The sequence below is a fragment of the Mycobacterium sp. 852002-51057_SCH5723018 genome (genome assembly GCF_001667035.1).
Classification (GTDB): Bacteria; Actinomycetota; Actinomycetes; order Mycobacteriales; family Mycobacteriaceae; genus Mycobacterium.
The window spans coordinates 1-16,662 of sequence record NZ_LZIR01000074.1 but is presented as its reverse complement, the minus strand read 5'-3'; the positions used below and the strand labels follow the sequence as shown (position 1 = coordinate 16,662).

Annotated in this window: 17 protein-coding genes, 1 tRNA gene and 4 pseudogenes; 4 read left to right on the top strand and 18 right to left on the bottom strand. The window is 68.6% G+C overall.

Annotated features, from left to right (window positions below; translation table 11 throughout):
• Positions 1-6: 6 nt before the first annotated feature.
• The 4 genes from A5764_RS15120 to A5764_RS15105 all read right to left on the bottom strand — a co-directional run bounded on the left by A5764_RS15120 (position 7) and on the right by A5764_RS15105 (position 6,204).
• The gene (locus tag A5764_RS15120) at positions 7-1,083 is read right to left on the bottom strand and encodes a phosphotransferase family protein (protein ID WP_067114320.1); all 1,077 of its coding nucleotides are present in this window, start codon (positions 1,081-1,083) and stop codon (positions 7-9) included.
• An 86-nt stretch (positions 1,084-1,169) separates the two neighbouring features.
• Positions 1,170-2,918, bottom strand: coding sequence for an ABC transporter ATP-binding protein (locus A5764_RS15115; protein WP_067114319.1), 1,749 nt, complete (start codon positions 2,916-2,918; stop codon positions 1,170-1,172).
• Positions 2,915-5,491, bottom strand: a complete 2,577-nt coding sequence (locus A5764_RS15110; RefSeq protein ID WP_067114318.1) for an ABC transporter ATP-binding protein/permease — start codon at positions 5,489-5,491, stop codon at positions 2,915-2,917. The genes A5764_RS15115 and A5764_RS15110 overlap by 4 nt, the downstream gene beginning before the upstream one ends.
• Complete coding sequence (locus A5764_RS15105) at positions 5,491-6,204, bottom strand: TetR family transcriptional regulator (protein WP_067114383.1); 714 nt, start codon at positions 6,202-6,204, stop codon at positions 5,491-5,493. The genes A5764_RS15110 and A5764_RS15105 overlap by 1 nt, the downstream gene beginning before the upstream one ends.
• Before the next feature lie 365 nt (positions 6,205-6,569).
• Here A5764_RS15105 and A5764_RS15100 point away from each other — a divergent pair, with 365 nt between their 5' ends.
• Positions 6,570-6,890, top strand: a complete 321-nt coding sequence (locus tag A5764_RS15100; RefSeq protein ID WP_067114317.1) for a hypothetical protein — start codon at positions 6,570-6,572, stop codon at positions 6,888-6,890.
• A gap of 3 nt (positions 6,891-6,893) precedes the next feature.
• Here the strand turns inward: A5764_RS15100 and A5764_RS30085 are convergent, their stop codons facing one another.
• On the bottom strand, positions 6,894-7,220 hold the full coding sequence (locus tag A5764_RS30085; protein WP_082951712.1) for a hypothetical protein: 327 nt from the start codon (positions 7,218-7,220) through the stop codon (positions 6,894-6,896).
• Positions 7,221-7,289: 69 nt separating this feature from the next.
• Positions 7,290-7,372: transfer RNA gene (locus A5764_RS15095), tRNA-Leu, on the bottom strand.
• A gap of 97 nt (positions 7,373-7,469) precedes the next feature.
• On the opposite strand from A5764_RS15095, the gene A5764_RS15090 reads away from it, so the two are divergent.
• Together A5764_RS15090 and A5764_RS15085 are read left to right on the top strand one after the other, a co-directional pair.
• Positions 7,470-7,853 (top strand): hypothetical protein, encoded by a 384-nt coding sequence (locus tag A5764_RS15090; RefSeq protein ID WP_067114316.1) that lies wholly within the window; start codon positions 7,470-7,472, stop codon positions 7,851-7,853.
• The gene (locus tag A5764_RS15085) at positions 7,850-8,200 is read left to right on the top strand and encodes a DUF3817 domain-containing protein (RefSeq protein ID WP_067114315.1); all 351 of its coding nucleotides are present in this window, start codon (positions 7,850-7,852) and stop codon (positions 8,198-8,200) included. Before A5764_RS15090 ends, A5764_RS15085 begins: the two co-directional genes overlap by 4 nt.
• 108 nt (positions 8,201-8,308) lie before the next feature.
• Here the strand turns inward: A5764_RS15085 and rdgB are convergent, their stop codons facing one another.
• From rdgB to clpS, 12 genes and pseudogenes are all read right to left on the bottom strand, one after another.
• Positions 8,309-8,938 carry an RdgB/HAM1 family non-canonical purine NTP pyrophosphatase gene (rdgB, locus tag A5764_RS15080; RefSeq protein WP_067114382.1) on the bottom strand — a complete coding sequence of 210 codons (630 nt, stop codon included), beginning with the start codon at positions 8,936-8,938 and terminating at the stop codon, positions 8,309-8,311.
• 29 nt (positions 8,939-8,967) lie between these two features.
• Positions 8,968-9,747, bottom strand: coding sequence for a ribonuclease PH (rph, locus tag A5764_RS15075; protein ID WP_067114314.1), 780 nt, complete (start codon positions 9,745-9,747; stop codon positions 8,968-8,970).
• Positions 9,748-9,769: 22 nt separating this feature from the next.
• The gene (locus A5764_RS15070; protein WP_067114313.1) at positions 9,770-10,552 is read right to left on the bottom strand and encodes a cyclic nucleotide-degrading phosphodiesterase; all 783 of its coding nucleotides are present in this window, start codon (positions 10,550-10,552) and stop codon (positions 9,770-9,772) included.
• Positions 10,553-10,619: 67 nt separating this feature from the next.
• On the bottom strand, positions 10,620-11,435 hold the full coding sequence (gene murI / locus A5764_RS15065; protein WP_067114312.1) for a glutamate racemase: 816 nt from the start codon (positions 11,433-11,435) through the stop codon (positions 10,620-10,622).
• Entirely contained in the window at positions 11,432-12,103 is a 672-nt protein-coding gene (locus A5764_RS15060) for a rhomboid family intramembrane serine protease (RefSeq protein ID WP_067114311.1), read from the bottom strand. Before A5764_RS15060 ends, murI begins: the two co-directional genes overlap by 4 nt.
• A gap of 14 nt (positions 12,104-12,117) precedes the next feature.
• A pseudogene (locus A5764_RS30080) lies at positions 12,118-12,191 on the bottom strand (hypothetical protein); the annotation flags it as partial.
• A 13-nt stretch (positions 12,192-12,204) separates the two neighbouring features.
• A pseudogene (locus tag A5764_RS15055) lies at positions 12,205-13,176 on the bottom strand (cysteine synthase).
• A 9-nt stretch (positions 13,177-13,185) separates the two neighbouring features.
• Positions 13,186-13,467, bottom strand: a complete 282-nt coding sequence (locus A5764_RS15050; protein ID WP_067114310.1) for a MoaD/ThiS family protein — start codon at positions 13,465-13,467, stop codon at positions 13,186-13,188.
• 128 nt (positions 13,468-13,595) lie between these two features.
• Positions 13,596-14,006: pseudogene (locus tag A5764_RS15045) on the bottom strand (Mov34/MPN/PAD-1 family protein); the annotation flags it as partial.
• Positions 14,007-14,018: 12 nt separating this feature from the next.
• Entirely contained in the window at positions 14,019-15,056 is a 1,038-nt protein-coding gene (locus tag A5764_RS15040) for a P1 family peptidase (RefSeq protein ID WP_067114309.1), read from the bottom strand.
• A 16-nt stretch (positions 15,057-15,072) separates the two neighbouring features.
• Positions 15,073-15,654 carry a DUF2017 domain-containing protein gene (locus A5764_RS15035; protein ID WP_067114308.1) on the bottom strand — a complete coding sequence of 194 codons (582 nt, stop codon included), beginning with the start codon at positions 15,652-15,654 and terminating at the stop codon, positions 15,073-15,075.
• A gap of 25 nt (positions 15,655-15,679) precedes the next feature.
• The gene (gene clpS, locus A5764_RS15030; protein WP_067114307.1) at positions 15,680-15,985 is read right to left on the bottom strand and encodes an ATP-dependent Clp protease adapter ClpS; all 306 of its coding nucleotides are present in this window, start codon (positions 15,983-15,985) and stop codon (positions 15,680-15,682) included.
• 54 nt (positions 15,986-16,039) lie between these two features.
• Between clpS and A5764_RS15025 the strand changes: the two are divergent.
• A pseudogene (locus tag A5764_RS15025) lies at positions 16,040-16,662 on the top strand (hypothetical protein); the annotation flags it as partial.

The following is a 16,662-nucleotide window of genomic DNA, read 5'->3' as shown; positions in this document are numbered from 1 at the left end:
CCGAGCTCAGGCGAGCAGGTCCAGCGTGCCCAGCTCGCGGATGGCCCGGCAGCCCCTGCTCAGCATGGTCAGCACCATATCGTCGCCGCGCTCGGTGGCGGTGGCGAACGCAAACCCCAGCGCGGAGATCAGCGGCGCCTGCAGCACACCGAGGCGGTAGTCGCGCCAACAGGTTTCGCGGTCATATCCGCTGACGCCGTGATCGAGCAGGGCGCGGTGATAGCCGTCAACCAAGGTGTTCTCGATGGTGGAGCGCAGTTCCGAATTCAGGCTTGTTGCGGTGAAGTACGCGAGATCCCGTTCCGGCAGGCCCACGCCGAGCGTCTGCCAGTCAACTATGCTGACCCGGGTTCGGTCGGGATCGAACAACATGTTGTCGAGACGGTAGTCGCCGTGCAGCAAGGCGAATCGATCGTATTCGGCGAGCAGCCAGGGCTCCACCAAACCCATTGCCGCAGCAAAGGTCTCACGGTCTTCCGGGGTCATGCGGTCGCCGAGTTTCTCCAGCGTGATCTCAGCGCTCATCCGCGCCACCTCCCCCATGCCCGCGGCGCCGGCTTCATCCGGTCGCGCGAACGCGATGCCCGGAAAATCGAGCCAGATCGGGTTGCACCAGCTGGGTGCGTGCAGACCGGCCAGGGCGGTGACCGCAAGGCGCGCTTCCTGTTCCCCGCAGCCCGCGATCTGATCCCCCTGCACCGCCGGCGCCTGATCGGCGAGCAACAGCGCGTAATCCATGGCGTCCTCGCTGATTTCGCAATAGAAGCACCGCGGCGTCGGCACCCGTACCCGGTCGGCCACGGATGAGTAGAACGCGCATTCGCTGCGGTAGCCGACGGTGACGCGGTCACGGACGGTGTCGTCCTGGGCGGGCAGTTTGATCACGAAGGTGGGCGGCAGATCACCGGGATCCGCCGCATACCGGGCCGTCACGCGAAACGTCGCCCCCGTCTGACCGGTGCCGATCGCCTCGATGCCCACGTCGGACACCTCGACGGGTGCGCGGCCTCCGCTGAGCGCCGCGGACAACCATTCGGCGGTCACGTCGGCGGGATACCGCGGAATCGACACCACAGCACTCATGAGCGGCGGGCCTCCAGCACTTAGACGGTCGACTGACCGATCAACTGTAAGGCATACCGCAAGAGCCGCGGGTCAACCGCCGCAATTCACTCGGCGAGAATCCGCCATTCGGCGGCCTCGCGCTGCTGGCGCCAGAACTCCTCGAAACGCCCACCCGCGGCGAGCAGTTCGTCGACGGTGCCGTCCTCGGTGATTCGGCCATCCTCGAGGAACAGGACGCGGTCGGCGTGGCGGATGCTTGCCAACCGGTGGGCGACGATCACCCGCGTGCGCGAGCGCGGATCGGCGGTGAGTGCGTCGACCACCGCGGCCTCGTTCTCGGTGTCGAGAGCGCTGGTCGCCTCGTCGACCAGCAGTATCGGCGCCGCCTTCAGCAGGGCGCGTGCGATGCTGACCCGCTGCCGTTCGCCGCCCGACAGCGTCGAACCCGCCTCGCCGACGACTGTGTCGGCACCGTCGGGCAACCGGCCGGTGAGTTCGTCGACCCGCGCCAGCTCGACCGCCCGCGCGAAATGAGCCTCGCCGGCGGACGGGTTTCCGGCCAAGACGTTTTCGCGGATGGTCCCGTGGAACAGGTATGGGTGCTGGAACACGACGCTGCTGGTCGCGCGGCGGGCCTCGGCGTCCAGCGTCGCGGCGTCGACACCCTCGATGAGCACCCGGCCGCGGGTCGGCTCGTACAGGCCGGCGATGAGCGCCAGGATGGTGCTCTTGCCCGAGCCGGAAGGGCCTACGAGCGCGGTGGTACTCCCGGGCCGCAACGAGAAGCTCACGCCGTCGAGCACCGGCGCGCTCGAACCACTGAAACCCCCGTAGCCGAAGGTGACGTCGGCGAACTCGATGCGCGGGGCCCCGACGCCGGTGGGCAGCGGGGCGGCACCGGCGTTCATGACGGGCGCGGCCAGTACGGAGCGAATGCGGTCCAGTGTGGCGCGGGTGCTTTCCAGTGCCGGGGCCAGCTCGCCGATGCTGGAAAACGGCTCGAGGTACCGGGCGATCACGACGATCAACGCGATGGCCTGCGGCACCGTCAGTGTGCCGTTCACCGTCAGGGCCGTGGTCGCCCCCGCCAGCAGGATGAGGGCCAGCTGGCTGGCGAGGCTGAACAGCAGCTGTCCGGGGACCTGCATGGACAACAGCCGCATCGTCGCGCCGCGGTGTGCATTCAGCGCATCGCCGACCAGGCTGCGGGCCGGCTCGACGCGCCGCGCGGCCCGCAACGCCTGCTGGGTCCGGGCGAACTCGATGATCCGTTCGGTGAGCGCGATGTTGGCCTCGGCCGCCGCGGCATCGGCGCGACGCGCCAGTCGCGCGGACGCCCACAGCGCGCCCAGCAGCAGCGGCACGCCGCCGAGTGCGGCCAGGCCGAGCTGCCAGGAGACGGGCAGCAGGGCCAGCGCGATCGCCGCCGGCAGCATGATCGCGCTGACCAGTGGGGTCAGCAGGTTGACCACGAGACCGACGAGCTCGGGCCCGGTTGACGCGATCGCCTGCCGTGCCGTCGCGGTGTTTTCGGCGGTGAACCAATCCAGCCGGACATCGGGAAGCCGGTCCGCCACATCGTGTTGGGTGTGGTCGAGGACGGCGAAGCCCAGATCGAACCCGATGCGCGCCGTCGCGGTGTCGATCACCCACCCGGTGACCGTCGCGGCGGTGAGCCCGCCCAGCCACACCAGCGCCCGGTGCGGAGAGTCGCTGAACAATGCGGCCACCAGCGGCACCAGCAGCACGGTGCCCACCGCTCGCACCACCACGGAGGCGAGCGCCAGCGCGACGTAAGCAATCACGTTGGCGTGCCGGCCTTTTGGAACGAGACCGAGCCAGGTGCGGATCATCGCGCCCCCTCCCGAGCAGCGGCCGCGGGCACCGAGTGGCCGGTGTCCCACAGCCGGCGGTAGCGTCCGTCCGCGGCGAGCAGCTCCTCGTGGGTGCCGCACTCGGCGACCCGGCCGTGATCGAGGACCACGATCTGGTCGGCCCGGGTGACGGTGTGCAGTCGATGGGCGATGACCAAGACGGTGCGCTCCCGGGTCAGCCGGTTGAGTGCTTGCTGCACAAGGTATTCCGATTCCGGGTCGGCGAACGCCGTGGCCTCGTCGAGGATCAGGACCGGGGTGTCGGCGAGGATGGCACGGGCGATGGTCAGCCGTTGGCGTTCCCCGCCCGACAGCCCGGTGCCGGCACCCAGCACGGTGTCGTAGCCGTCGGGCAACCGCATGATGCGGTCGTGGATCTGCGCCTCGCGCGCCGCGGCCTGGATCTGTGCGGCGGTGGCGTCCGGGACGGCCAGCGCGATGTTTTGTGCGACGGTGCCGTGCACCAGCTGTGTTTCCTGCAGCACGAAACCGACGCGGGTGTAGAGCTCTTCGGCCGTGAGTGATCGAATGTCCTGTCCGCCCAGGCGGATCGCGCCTTCGTCGACGTCGTGGAAGCGGGCCAGCAGCCCGGCGAGCGTCGACTTCCCGGAGCCTGACGGACCAACCAACGCGGTGACGCTGCCCGGCCGCAGCCTCAGCGACACGTCCCGGATCACCGGAACGCCGGGGCGGTAGCCGAAGCTGACGCGGTCAAACTCCACGGTGGCCGGCGAGTCGCCTTGGAGCACTTCCGCGTCGCGCACGGCGAGTTCGGGTTCGTCGAGGGTGTTCTGAAGGCGGCGCGCTGCCACCGTCCCGGCCCGGATGCCACCGAGCCCGTAGGCGATACCCAGCAAGCGCGCGCCGAAGGTCGTGCCCAACAACAGGAATGGCAACAGGTTGACCGGATCCATCCGGTTGGTGACGACCAGCAAGGTGCCGGTGACCGCGATGAGCCACAGGAACGTCGAAGGGCGGGTGGCCAGATCCATCACCGTTTTCTTGCCGGCAAGCGGACGCTGCCAGGCCACCAGGAATCCGATGTACTCGTCGAGGCGGCGCCGGAAGCTGGACGCCGCGGCGCCGCCGAAGACGCGGATCACCGGCTGGCCCTCGAGGTAGGCGCCGGCCTCCCCACTCATCTTCTCGGCCCAGCGCTGCGACTGCGTGATGCGCGGGCCGGACTGAATGGTGATGGAGGACGTCAGCACCAGATAGACCAAAACGGGCACAAACAGCACGAGCGCCACCCGCCAGTCGACGACGAACAGGTAGGCCAGCACCGCCACGGGTGCGACTACCGCGGCGACCGCGTCCGGGATGGCGTGCGTGACCAGATAGTGCAAGGACAGCGTGTCGTCCTGCACCAGTTGCTTGATCGAACCCGAGCCACCGGCGGTGAACCAGCCCAACGGCAATCGGGACAGCTTGGTCAATAGCCGTGAGCGCAGGTCGTTTGCGAATCGCGCGTCGACGACATGCAGCCACAGGGTGAGCGCGGCGCCGAGGAGGGTACCGATCCCCAGCAGCGTGACGGCCGCAACGCCGACGGTCCACAGTCGGGGCGCCTCGGCGCCGGACGCCAGCAGCCGGGCCAGTTCGACCAGCAGCACAAATGGAGCCAGCTGCAAAAGCGTGATCACGGCCTGCAGCACGCCCGACAGGATCAGCGCCGACCGCAGCGGCGCCAGCAACCGGCCGGCGGCCTGGGCGCGCCAACTGCCGCGGGATGGCGGGTTCAGCGGTTCCGACTGGGCCGCAATGCTTTCCGGCTGGGCACTATCGGGCGCGTCTTGGGCCTCGTCGCCGCGGCGGGTGCCCATCGCGCGTCCGGCGCTCCAGTAGGCCTGGGCGTGGATCTCGGACTTGGGAAACCCGAAGTCGTCGCGCAACCGCGTTCGGACATGCTTGAGCGTCGTGGCCTCGGGCGTCGCCCACGCGTACCAGTCCGACCAGTCCCGGCTCTCGATGGCCGCGGCCAGCGACTTGTCGTCGCGGCGCGCGACCCAATGCACCCGGAGCCGGGGATGATTCGCGATCGGGATCAGCGCGTCGTTGTGGTCGTGCTGCTCGAGGTACATCTCGATCGGGACGTCATCGGGGACGGTTCCGACGATTCCGTTCATCCCGGGGATTGATGCGGAGTCGCCGATCAGTAGGTAGCCGGCAGGCTGTTCGTCAGGGACGTCGAACCGCGACGAGCCCATCAGCGACATCACCGCGATCGTCGCGCCGGGCTGGATGTTGCGCGCCCACAACGATGCCGGGCCGGCCGGCTCGTGCAGCACGACGTCGACGGCGAAGCGGCCGGTGTCGACGTCCGCCTCCGAGATCGTGTACGCGCGCTGGAACTCGGTGTTGGAACCCTCGGGGTCGGGGAACCAAAACCGCAGCCATGCGGCGGGTTCGGCCTCCACGTCCTCGAACAGGGTCGGTGACTCCATCCGGACCCGCACGAAATGCGGTGCGATGCGGACGGTTTCGAGGACAGTCGCGGTGTGGTCGCGGGCGCCGAAGCCCCGCAGCATCACGCCCTGAAACCCGCGTGCCATCAGCGGTCCTCTCCCGCGGCGCCGAGCTCGGCAACGGCCTCGCCGATCGGGCGACCCGGTGGGATCACCGCGACCAGGCCCCGAATCGATGCGGCCAAAAGTAGCCTCAGGAAATCCGAATCTGACACCTGCGGCAACCCGATATGGGCCTCGCCCAGCCGCGCATCACTCGCCAGCCTTTCGGCGGCGGCGTCACGCTCCACCGCAAAACCGCTCGCCTGATCGCCGCCGGTGACGCTGGCATTGTTCTCTTCCCGCGCGGCCAGGCTGATCGCGAGTGTGGCGACCGCGCTGCTCAATACCATTGCGGCGTCCGGGGCGTAACCGCGCCGGCTCAGCGCCTCGACCTCGGTGGCCAGCAGCCGGGCGCCGGCCTCGCCGCGGGGAAACAACACCTGAAGGTATGCCGCCAGCCCCGGGTGCCCGGCGGTGAAGTTCCGCAGCTGCAGACCGAACGACAACAGATGCGCTTCGATCTCGGCCGCGGGGTCGTCGCGCAGCTCGAGTTCGGCGAGCAGGGTTTCACCGACCAGGCGCTCGAGTTCCCACCGGCTTTCCACGTGGCGGTACAGGGCCGTCGCCGACACGCCGAGCCGCTGCGCGACCGCGTTGACGCTCAGCCGCTGCATGCCCAGCTCGCGGCCCACCCGGACGACGTCGCCCACCGCGATGAGCGCGGGTCGGCCGCCCTGACGAGACGTAACGGATTGCACCCGATTCACCCTCCGACAAGTAAGTTACCCCCACAAACTAAGGGTTGCCTTACCAATGGTCAACACCGGGTGGCCCGACTGGGCCGCGCGGCGCGTCGGCCCGGGAGTCCTCACACCATGGCGCGAACCGACTTACCGCTGTCGAGCAGCCGGCTGACCACTTGCCGGCTGACGCCCGCCACACCGCCGCCGGCACCCGTGATCAGATAGGTCGGTGAAGTCAAAGCGCCTCCGTCTCAATGGGTTTCACGGACGTCGGCAAGATCGTGCGTCGGCGATCGGTGGAGAATCCGGCCGACTGGAGTTGGCTTTCGGAAGCGGCCGCACCTCGCCTCTAGCGACGTGGCCGACGTCGTCACCGCGGTATGACCGTGCCACGGGACCATCTAGACGCGGTCTACGAATTGACCGGCCCCGCAACGCTTGACGTCGACGAGCTCGCCGCGCAATACGAGCAGGCTCTTGGCCGACCCGTCACTGCGGCCCGGCCGTCCGACGACGAGTGGGCGCGCGAGCTGGGCGCACTGGGGTTGCCGGCGCACGTGGAACAACACATCGCCACCATTGCCAAATTGCACCGCGCGGACCGCTACAACCGCTCAACCGACGACGTTCGAGACATCACCGGCCATCCCGCGCAGACCGTGCAGCAATACGTCGAACGGCACCGGGACCTGTTCGACTGAGGGTTACCGGTCAGGGCCCAAAGACAGGTCGGCTTGGGACTCCGCTCGCTTTTGTTCGGCCAACTGGCGATCGTCGGTCGCGGCTTCACGGTGACGGGCTATGGAGCGGCGGTGTACGCCCGTCTCGGATGCGCCTTGCTCGACGGTTACCTCTTGGACCTTCGCGACTCGCTCGTGTAAGCGTGCCGACTCTTCGATGCTCCGGGCGGCGGAGAGTCCGGCGTGGGCGGCGCGTTCGCGGGCCGCTGTGACCCTGCGTTCCGCGAGTTCCACATCGTCTGCAGTGACGGTTTCTTTGCCTGGCGATGGTCGCTCGCCTCCGGTGGCCATGGCGCCTCCCTACTGCTGCAGTCCATGGCGCTTACCCGTAAAACGAACGACAAAACGTCGGCCGAACAGTGCGGGCGGAGGGACTCGAACCCTCACGCTCTTTCGAGCACCGGCACCTAAAGCCGGCGCGTATGCCATTTCGCCACGCCCGCCGCGTGCCGATCGTACCGCCCGAAAAGGCTCCGAAGCTGTCTACTGCCGCCCTCGACGAATTCGTCGGGCCCAAATGGTGAGCGGTACCTTCAAGGGGTGTCCACTGCCCGTCGCCGCAGGCCCGCGCTGATCGCGTTGGTGATCGTCGCGGCCTGCGGCTGCCTTGCGTTGGGGTGGTGGCAGTGGACCAGGTTCGAGTCCGTCTCGGGCACCTTCCAGAATCTCGGGTACGCGCTGCAATGGCCGCTGTTCGCCTGGTTCTGCGTCTACGCATACCGCAAATACGTTCGCTACGAAGAGGAGCCGCCCGAACCGCGCAAGAGCGGCGAAATGACCGAGATACCCGCCGGTCTGCTGCCGGAGCGGCCCAAGCCAGTGCAGCACCAGCCGCCCGACGATCCCGCGCTGCGGGAGTACAACGCTTATTTGGCCGAGCTCGCCAAGAAGGACGCCGAGAAGGAGAACAGGACCACCGCATGACCACACCCGAGACGCCCGGAGCGCCCCTGCCCGCAGTCCCCGCCGACAAGATCCGCACTGCGTTGCTCGGCTACCGGATCATGGCATGGACGACGGGCATCTGGCTCATCGCGCTGTGCTACGAGATCGTCTCGCATCTCGCCTTCCACCACGAGATCCGGTGGATCGAAGTGGTGCACGGCTGGGTGTATTTCGTCTACGTGCTCGCCGCCTTCAATCTCGCGATCAAGGTCAGATGGCCGATCGGCAAGACCATCGGAGTGCTCCTATCCGGCACCATCCCGCTGCTGGGCATCATCGTCGAGCACTTCCAGACCAAGGACGTCAAGGAGCGCTTCGGGCTCTGACGGCGAGGCACTATGTGTCCACGTCTCAGCGACAACTCCCACGCTGTCGCTGAGGGGTGGACAAAAAGCCGACCGTCCCCTTCGCCGGGGCGCCTGTGACGGAAGTGATTAGGCGCCCGGCTCAGCAAGCGCTCGCAGCGCCGGAACCAGCAGCCGCAGCGCGCGACCCCGGTGCGACACCGCATCCTTCTCCGCCGGGCTCAGCTCCGCGGCCGTCCGCTCGCTACCTTCTGGAATGAACACCGGGTCGTAACCGAATCCGCCGTCACCGCGGGGTTCGCGCGCGATCGTGCCCCGCCACGAGCCGCGCACGACGAGCTCACCGGATGCCGAGACCAGCGCGCACGCGGACACAAACGCCGCGCCGCGCCGTTCGTCAGGCACGTCACGCAACTGCGCCAACAGCAGCGCGGTGTTGGCCGCGTCGTCGCCGTGGTTGCCCGCCCACCGGGCCGACAGCACACCGGGCATCCCGTTCAAGGCGGCCACCTCCAGCCCCGAGTCGTCGGCCACCGCGGCCAGACCCGTTGCGGCGAACGCGTCGCGCGCCTTGGCCACCGCGTTGTCCTCAAAAGTGGCACCGGTTTCGGGCGCCTCGTCGAACGGCGGCACATCGTTCAGCGACACGGGCGTCAACGTCGACAGGCCGGCGCCCTCGAGCACCCGGCGCAGCTCCGCGAGCTTCTTGGGGTTGCGGCTGGCGACCAGCAGCTTGCCGGAAGCGCCGCTCCTCCTCATCGCTTCGCTCTGCATCGTCGCCGGCGCGGTCAGCTGCCGAACGCCTTTGGCGGTGTGGGTCCGTTGGGCAGCACACCGGGGTAAGGCTGCGCCAGCGCCTCGCGCTGTGCGGCGAACAACTCATCGCATGCGCCCAGCGCCATGTCGAGCAATTTGTCCAGCGTCGACCGCGGAAACGTCGCGCCCTCGCCGGTCCCCTGGACCTCCACCAGCGTCCCGGTATCGGTCGCGACGACGTTCATGTCGACCTCGGCGCGAGAGTCTTCGTCATAGGGCAGGTCCACCCGGATCCTGCCGTCGACGACGCCGACACTGACCGCGGCGATGGCACACGACAGCGGCCGCGGATCGGAAAGCTTGCCCACCGCCGACAGGTAGGTCGCCGCGTCGGCCAACGCCACGTAGGCCCCCGTGATGGCCGCGGTGCGGGTGCCGCCGTCGGCCTGCAACACGTCGCAGTCGACGGCAATTGTGTTCTCCCCCAACGCCCTTAGATCGATGCAAGCGCGAAGCGACCGACCGATCAGCCGGCTGATTTCCTGGGTGCGTCCGCTGAGCCGGCCCTTCACCGATTCGCGGTCGGAGCGGGTATGGGTGGCCGACGGCAGCATCGCGTATTCCGCGGTCAGCCACCCGAGACCGGATCCCTTGCGCCAGCGTGGAACCCCCTCGGTGACGCTGGCCGTGCACATGACCTTGGTGTGGCCGAATTCGATCAGTACCGAACCCGCCGGGTGGTCGGTGAATCCGCGGGTGATGACCACTGGGCGAAGCTCGTCGTCAAGGCGGCCGTCTTCTCGTTTCGACACGCGCCAACCCTAACGCGAGCGCTCAGACCCTCTCCGAGCGGCGGACATCGAAGGTCTCACCGCATACCACCGCGTGCACGGGACCGTCGAATTCGGCCTTCGCCTCGCTGATCACGTCCTCACGCGAGGTCCACGGCGGAATGTGTGTCAGCAACAGCTCGTGCACGCCGGCCTGTTTCGCGACCCGGCCGGCTTCCGTGCCGGACAGATGCAGGGCGGGCGGGCGGTCCGGAGCGTGTGTCCACGAGGCCTCGCAAAGAAAGACGTCGGCGTCGCGGGCCAGCTCGACGAGTTGATCGCACATGCCGGTGTCGCCGCTGTAGACGAACGACGCACCGCTGGGATCGGTGACCCGCATACCGTAGGACTCGGTGGGGTGAGCCACCACCCGCGGCACCACCGTGAGCGTGCCGAAGGTCACCGGCTCGCCGTCGACCCAGTGATGAACGTCGAAGATGTCGGAGCAGTCGTCGATCTCGCCGCCGTAGGGCGACGACGCGGCCCCCAACCGAGACCAGGTGTCACTGGGGCCGTACAACAACGACTTTCCCAGTGGGCGTGTCGGATGGTAGCGACGCCACACGAATAGCCCCGGCATATCCAGGCAGTGATCGGCGTGAAGGTGAGACAGCAACACGTTCACCGAAGCGGGGTCGGCGTAACGCTGCAGCGCGCCGAGAACACCGCCGCCGAAATCGAGTACCAGCGGCGGGGTATCCGGCGCCCGAAGCAGATAACCCGATGCAGGCGAATCCGGACCCACAACGCTGCCGGAGCAGCCGAGCACGGTTATTCGCACGGACACTACTGTGCCATGCCCGATAGCACGTTGGAGAAAACATCGCCGCTTTGGTGTGACCAATCTCTCCGCATTAAGGCACGCGGGAACGGTGAACGGGCTGCACGCCGGTCACCGCGGGACCTAAAAAGCGCGCCGCCAGTTTGGTGAACGCTTCGGGGTCGCCGGTGGCCTCGAACACGCGAGTGGCCCGCGGCGCCTCGTGGGGACGCAGCAGGTCCTTCTCGGTAAGCACCCGGACCAATTCTTTGGCGGTTTCTTCGGCGCTGGACACCAGAGTGACGTTGTCGCCCATCGCCAGTTGGATCAGCCCGGACAGCAGCGGATAGTGCGTGCAACCCAGCACCAGCGTGTCCACCTGCGCGCGTTGCAGCGGCTCCAGGTAACCCTCGGCCAGCCCGAGCACCTGCCGTCCGCTCGTCACGCCGCGCTCGACAAAGTCGACGAACCGCGGGCAGGCCACCGCGGTGATTTCCGTGTCGCGGGCGGCGGCGAACGCGTCCTGGTAGGCGTGCGAAGCGATGGTCGCCTTGGTGCCGATGACACCGATGCGCCCGTTGCGGGTGGTGGCGACGGCCCGGCGGACGGCCGGCAGGATCACCTCGACGACGGGGACGCCGTAGCGTTCGCGGGCGTCGCGCAGGCACGCCGCCGACGCCGTGTTGCACGCGATCACCAACGCCTTGACGCCGCGGTCGACCAGGTCGTCGCCGATGGCCAGCGCGTGCGCGCGGACCTCTGGGATTCGCAGCGGACCGTACGGACCGTTGGCGGTATCACCGACGTAGACCATGTCCTCGTCGGGCAGTTGGTCGATGATCGCGCGCGCGACGGTCAATCCCCCGACGCCGGAGTCGAAGACCCCGACGGGCGCTAGTGGCGAGCTCATGTCTTGGTGCGCCGTGCGCCGCCTCTCCTCGATGCGCGGGCCTTGCGCTCGGGACCGGACAACAGGTAGGCGGCCAGCACGCCGGCCAGCGCGCCGCACAAGTGGCCCTGCCAGGACACGCCGCCGCACTTGTCGAGAATCGGGACGGCGCTGACCAGGATGCCGCCGTAGGCGAACAGCACCACCAGGCCGATGACGATGTCCCAGAACCTGCGCACGAAGATCCCGAACACCAACAGGAACGTCAGCCACCCGAAGATCAGGCCCGAGGCCCCGATGTGGTCGGACTCGAAGGGGCAGCCGCCCGCGTTGCCGATGAGCCAGGTACCGAAGCCGCCGACGATCCACACGATCGCCGTCGCCCAGACGAATCGCGACATCCCGGCCAGCGTCATCAGGAAACCCAGCACCAGAGCGGGGACGGTATTGGCCAGCAGGTGCGTCCAGTTCGCGTGCAGGAAGGGCGCCCAGATGATCCCCCACAGCCCGTCGGCCTCCAGCGGCCTGATGCCGTTGCGGTCCAGCGAATGCCCCGTCAGCTGATCGATTAGCTCGATGAGATACAGCAACGCGACGAACGTGAGGATCGTGGCCCCACCGACCATCCAATGCGGTCGCTTTTTCGACTGTGTCGCCCGTTTACCCGAATGCCCGACCGGCCCGGTCATGTTGCGCCGCTCCTTCTCATCGCTGCGCTCTGCATCGTCGCCGGCGCGGCCATCTTGCGCCGCTCCTCCTCATCGCTGCGCTCTGCATCGTCGCCGGCGCGTCATGCCCATAGCTGCCCTTCTAGAGCGTTTTCGGCATCGTCCAGGCTACCGCCATAGGCGCCAGTGGACAGGTACTTCTAGCCGGCGTCGGCGACCACGAAGGCGACGTCGGCGCGCTCAGCGGCCTTCAGCGCCTTGTTGCCCATCGCCAGCGCGGCGTGCAGGACGGCTCCGGTCGAGATGCCCGCGAAGATGCCCTCGGAGTCCACCAGCTCGCGGGTGCGGCGCACCGCGTCGGCCGCTCCGACCGAGTACCGGGTCGTCAGCACGTCGGGGTCATAGAGCTCAGGCACGAAGCCTTCGTCGATGTTTCGCAGGGCATACACGCCTTCGCCGTAGCGCGGCTCGGCGGCCACGATCTTGACGTCGGGCACGCGCTCGCGCAGGAACCGGCCGGTGCCCATCAGGGTCCCGGTGGTGCCCAGGCCGGCGACGAAATGGGTGATCTCGGGCAGGTCGGCGAGGAGCTCGGGCCCGGTCCCGCGGTAGTGCGACTCCGTGTTGGCCGGGTTGCCGTACTGATAGAGCATCACCAACGACGGGTTGGCCGCGGCCAGCTCCTTGGCGGTGGCGACCGCGGTGTTGGAGCCGCCCTCGGCCGGCGAGAAGATGATCTGCGCGCCGTACAGTTCGAGCAGCTGGCGTCTTTCCACCGAGGTGTTCTCGGGCATCACGCAGATCAGCCGATAGCCCTTCAGCCGGGCGGCCATCGCCAGCGAGATTCCGGTGTTCCCGCTCGTCGGCTCGAGGATGGTCGCGCCGGGCACCAGCAGGCCGTCCTGCTCGGCTTGCTCGATCATCCGCAGTGCCGGCCGGTCCTTGATCGACCCGGTCGGGTTGCGATCCTCGAGCTTGGCCCACAGCCGCACGTGCGGGCCGTCCGCCCCGTCATCCCAGCGCGGGGAGAGCCTCGACAGCCCAACCAGCGGCGTGTTGCCCAGGGCGGCCAGCAGTGAGTCGTAGCGCGTCATGCGCTCCGCTTACCCACCCGCCACCGCGGGCAGGATGGTGACCGAGTCGCCGTCGCCGATCGCGGTGTCCAGGCCCCCCGAGAACCGCACGTCCTCGTCGTTGACGTAGATGTTCACGAAGCGATGCAGCTTGCCTGGAGAAGACGGGTCGATCAGGCGCTCGGAGATGCCCGTGTAGTTGGCCTCCAGGTCGTTGATGACCGCACCCAGCGTGTCGCCGGTCGCCGCGACGCGCTTCTCGCCGCCGGTGTGGGGCCTGAGGATGGTCGGGATGGACACGGTGACGCTCATGCGGGCCTTTCTTCGTTCGATTGCCTGGCTCCTCCACACGCCGCTGCGCGGCCTGCATCGTCGCCAGGCGGGTTCGATTGCCTGGCTCCTCCACACGCCGCTGCGCGGCCTGCATCGTCGCCAGGCGGGTACTGCTCGACAATGTTGACCGGTTCTTCGCTGACGGCGCCGTGGACGATGCGATAGCTGCGCAGCTCGTGGCGGTTCGGGTCGCGGGTGGACACCAACACGTAGTGCGCATCCGGCTCCGCGGCCAGGTTGACGTCGGTACGGCTCGGGTAGGCCTCCGTCGCAGTGTGCGAGTGATAGATGACGACGGGGACCTCGTCGGCGCCCTCCATCGACCGCCACACCTTGAGCTGCTCGCCCGAGTCGAATCGGTAGAAAGTCGGCGAACGCTCGGCATTGGCCATCGGGATGTACCGCTCGGGACGATCGGATCCCTCCGGTCCGGCGATGACCCCGCACGCCTCGTCGGGGTGGTCGCGGCGCGCGTGGTCGACGATCGCCTCGACCAGGTCGGCGCGAATCACCAGCACGTCTTTTCCCCTCTAGGGCTTCTGGGAGCCGAATGCTCCGGGCAACATGTCGCGGTAGGTCGGTATTCCGGCCACCGATTCGGCGGCCAACACCCCGACCAACACCGCGCGGGCCAGGCAGTCGGCCGCGGCCGCGCCCACCTCGGTGACCAGCGCGGTCTCCGGCGAGAACGCGGCGGGCGGATCGGCCGGCGGTGGCACCTCGACCGCCCCGGTGGCCAGCGCGAACACCGTATCGCCGTCGAGCGGGGTATGCGCCGGGCGGATGGTGCGGGCCAGGCCGTCGTGGGCGGCGATCGCGACGCGCCGGCACGCAGCCGGGCTGAGCGCGGCGTCGGTGGCCACCACGGCGATGGTGGTGTTCAGGCGGCTCAACACCGGCGGCAACTGCGCGAGCGCGTCGATCTGCGCGGCCGGAGGCGAGGTCAGCGCGAACTCGTCGATCAAGTCCGCCATCCACGGCAGGCCGGTTGCCCGGTCGACGACATCGCCCGCGGCGTTTACGGCGACCACCGCCCCGACGGTGACGCCGGACGGCAGCGTCGTCGACGCCGTGCCGAGACCACCCTTGAGAACCCCGACCCGCGCACCCACCCCGGCGCCGACCGTCCCGACGGCCATGGCGGCATCGCCGGCGGCCGCCTCGCAGGCCGCATATCCGAACTCCGAAGTGGGGCGCCGGTCCCAGCCGCCGACCGGCAGGTCGAAGATCGCCGCCCCCGGAACGATGGGCACCACCCCGCCGTCCATGGCCACGCCGAGTTCGTGTTCTTCCAGCCAGCGCATGACGCCGTCCGCGGCGGCCAGGCCGTAGGCGCTGCCGCCGGCCAATAACACCGCGTCGACGAACCGCACGGTGTTGACGGGGTCCAGCGCATCGGTCTCCCGGGTCGCGGGCGCGCCGCCGCGGCAATCGACACCGGCGATGGTCCCCGGCGGGGTCAGCACAACCGTTACGCCGCACGCCCAACCGGCGCCCAACGACGCGTCCGGGTCGAGCATGTGATGGTGTCCGACGCGGATCCCCCCGACGTCCGTGATGGAGTTCATCCCGCCGCCATCGAGGTCATCGGGGCCCCATCAAGACCACGACAAGGTATTCCTGCAGCACGGTGAGCCACTGGTAGACGTCGAAGTGCACGGCCAGCGGATGGTCGGCCGGCAGCCGTTCCGGGCCCTGCGGCCCGATCTCGAGCATCACCCCGAGCGTCAACCGAATGTCGTTGACCGCCGCGACCCAGGCGTTCGCTTGTTCCTCGGTCAGTTCGAACCGGCCGCCGTCGTCCGGAACGGTGTCCAACAACTGCTGTGCGGCAACGCGTTTGGCGTCGATGATCTCCGGCTCGTGCAGGCTGCGCAGCGCGGCGTTGAGGCTTTCGGGGCTCTCGTCGCCCAGAAGGTCGCCTTCATCGGGCCGATAGAAGTCCGGCAGCAGCCGCCGCAGCGTCGGATCCCGCGGCGGTTCCGAGTTGCCGGTCTTGATGCCGGTGATCTGCTCGAGTTCGTCTGCGGGGCCAGAAGATTCGCGCTCGTCGAGCAAGCCGATCATCGCGGTGACCAGGTTCTTGAGCAGCGCAGCCTCATGCGAGGCCAAGGCGGACCGAAAACGTGGACCGTTGGCGGTCTCGACGCGCTTCCATTTGCGCACAGAAAGTCCCGGACGACCTCAGGGCTCAACGGTCCTGCTGCAGCGTCGCCCACAAACCGGCGGCGTGCAGCTTGGACACGTCAACTTCCATGGATTCCCGGCTGCCGGCCGACACCACCGCCTTGCCTTCGTTGTGCACCTGCAGCATCAGCTTGGTGGCGTGCGGCTCGCTGTAGCCGAACAACTTCTGGAAGACATACGTCACATAAGTCATCAGGTTGACCGGGTCATCCCACACGATGGTGACCCAGGGGCTGGCCGTGACATCTACCGGAGCGGACTCCCGTTGTCCTGTAGTGCCCGGTTTAGTGGGCGCCGACATAACAACCATGGCCCCCACGATACCGAGACGGAGTCCGCCGCCGTCAGCCGTTACCGTTGCGGCATGAATGAGCCCGCCCTCGCGGGGCTGCTGACCGACAAGTACGAGCTGACGATGCTGGCGGCGGCGCTGCGCGACGGCACCGCCCATCGCCGGACGACGTTCGAGCTGTTCGCCCGCAGGCTGCCCGACGGCCGCCGCTACGGCGTGGTCGCCGGAACCGGCCGGCTGCTGGAAGCGTTGCCGCAGTTCACGTTCGACGATGACGCCTGCCAGCTGCTGGCGCAGTTCCTCGACCCGGACACGGTGGGTTACCTGCGCGAATTCCGGTTCGGCGGCGACATCGACGGCTACGCCGAGGGAGAGCTGTACTTTCCGGGATCGCCGGTGCTGTCCGTGACGGGCAGCTTTGCCGAATGCGTGGTGCTCGAAACGCTGGCGCTGTCGATCTTCAACCACGACACCGCCATCGCGTCCGCCGCGGCGCGCATGGTCAGCGCCGCCGACGAGCGGCCGCTGGTCGAGATGGGATCGCGCCGCACCCACGAGCGCGCGGCCGTCGCGGGGGGGCCCCCCCCCCCCCCGCCCCCCCCCCCCCCCGGGGGGGCCCCCGCGCGGGCCGCGCCGGGGTGCGGCGCCGCTCGCAACTGCGCGGTCCCACGGTCACCGCCGGGGTGCTGGCCGGG

Excerpts from the sequence above, each read along its gene's own strand:
- A5764_RS15120 (WP_067114320.1), bottom strand. The coding sequence starts at position 1,083 with ATGAGTGCTGTGGTGTCGATTCCGCGGTATCCCGCCGACGTGACCGCC.
- A5764_RS15115 (WP_067114319.1), bottom strand. The coding sequence starts at position 2,918 with ATGATCCGCACCTGGCTCGGTCTCGTTCCAAAAGGCCGGCACGCCAAC.
- A5764_RS15110 (WP_067114318.1), bottom strand. The coding sequence starts at position 5,491 with ATGGCACGCGGGTTTCAGGGCGTGATGCTGCGGGGCTTCGGCGCCCGC.
- A5764_RS15100 (WP_067114317.1), top strand. The coding sequence starts at position 6,570 with ATGACCGTGCCACGGGACCATCTAGACGCGGTCTACGAATTGACCGGC.
- A5764_RS30085 (WP_082951712.1), bottom strand. The coding sequence starts at position 7,220 with ATGGCCACCGGAGGCGAGCGACCATCGCCAGGCAAAGAAACCGTCACT.
- A5764_RS15085 (WP_067114315.1), top strand. The coding sequence starts at position 7,850 with ATGACCACACCCGAGACGCCCGGAGCGCCCCTGCCCGCAGTCCCCGCC.
- rdgB (WP_067114382.1), bottom strand. The coding sequence starts at position 8,938 with ATGAGGAGGAGCGGCGCTTCCGGCAAGCTGCTGGTCGCCAGCCGCAAC.
- murI (WP_067114312.1), bottom strand. The coding sequence starts at position 11,435 with ATGAGCTCGCCACTAGCGCCCGTCGGGGTCTTCGACTCCGGCGTCGGG.
- A5764_RS15060 (WP_067114311.1), bottom strand. The coding sequence starts at position 12,103 with ATGACCGGGCCGGTCGGGCATTCGGGTAAACGGGCGACACAGTCGAAA.
- A5764_RS15050 (WP_067114310.1), bottom strand. The coding sequence starts at position 13,467 with ATGAGCGTCACCGTGTCCATCCCGACCATCCTCAGGCCCCACACCGGC.
- A5764_RS15040 (WP_067114309.1), bottom strand. The coding sequence starts at position 15,056 with ATGAACTCCATCACGGACGTCGGGGGGATCCGCGTCGGACACCATCAC.
- clpS (WP_067114307.1), bottom strand. The coding sequence starts at position 15,985 with ATGGTTGTTATGTCGGCGCCCACTAAACCGGGCACTACAGGACAACGG.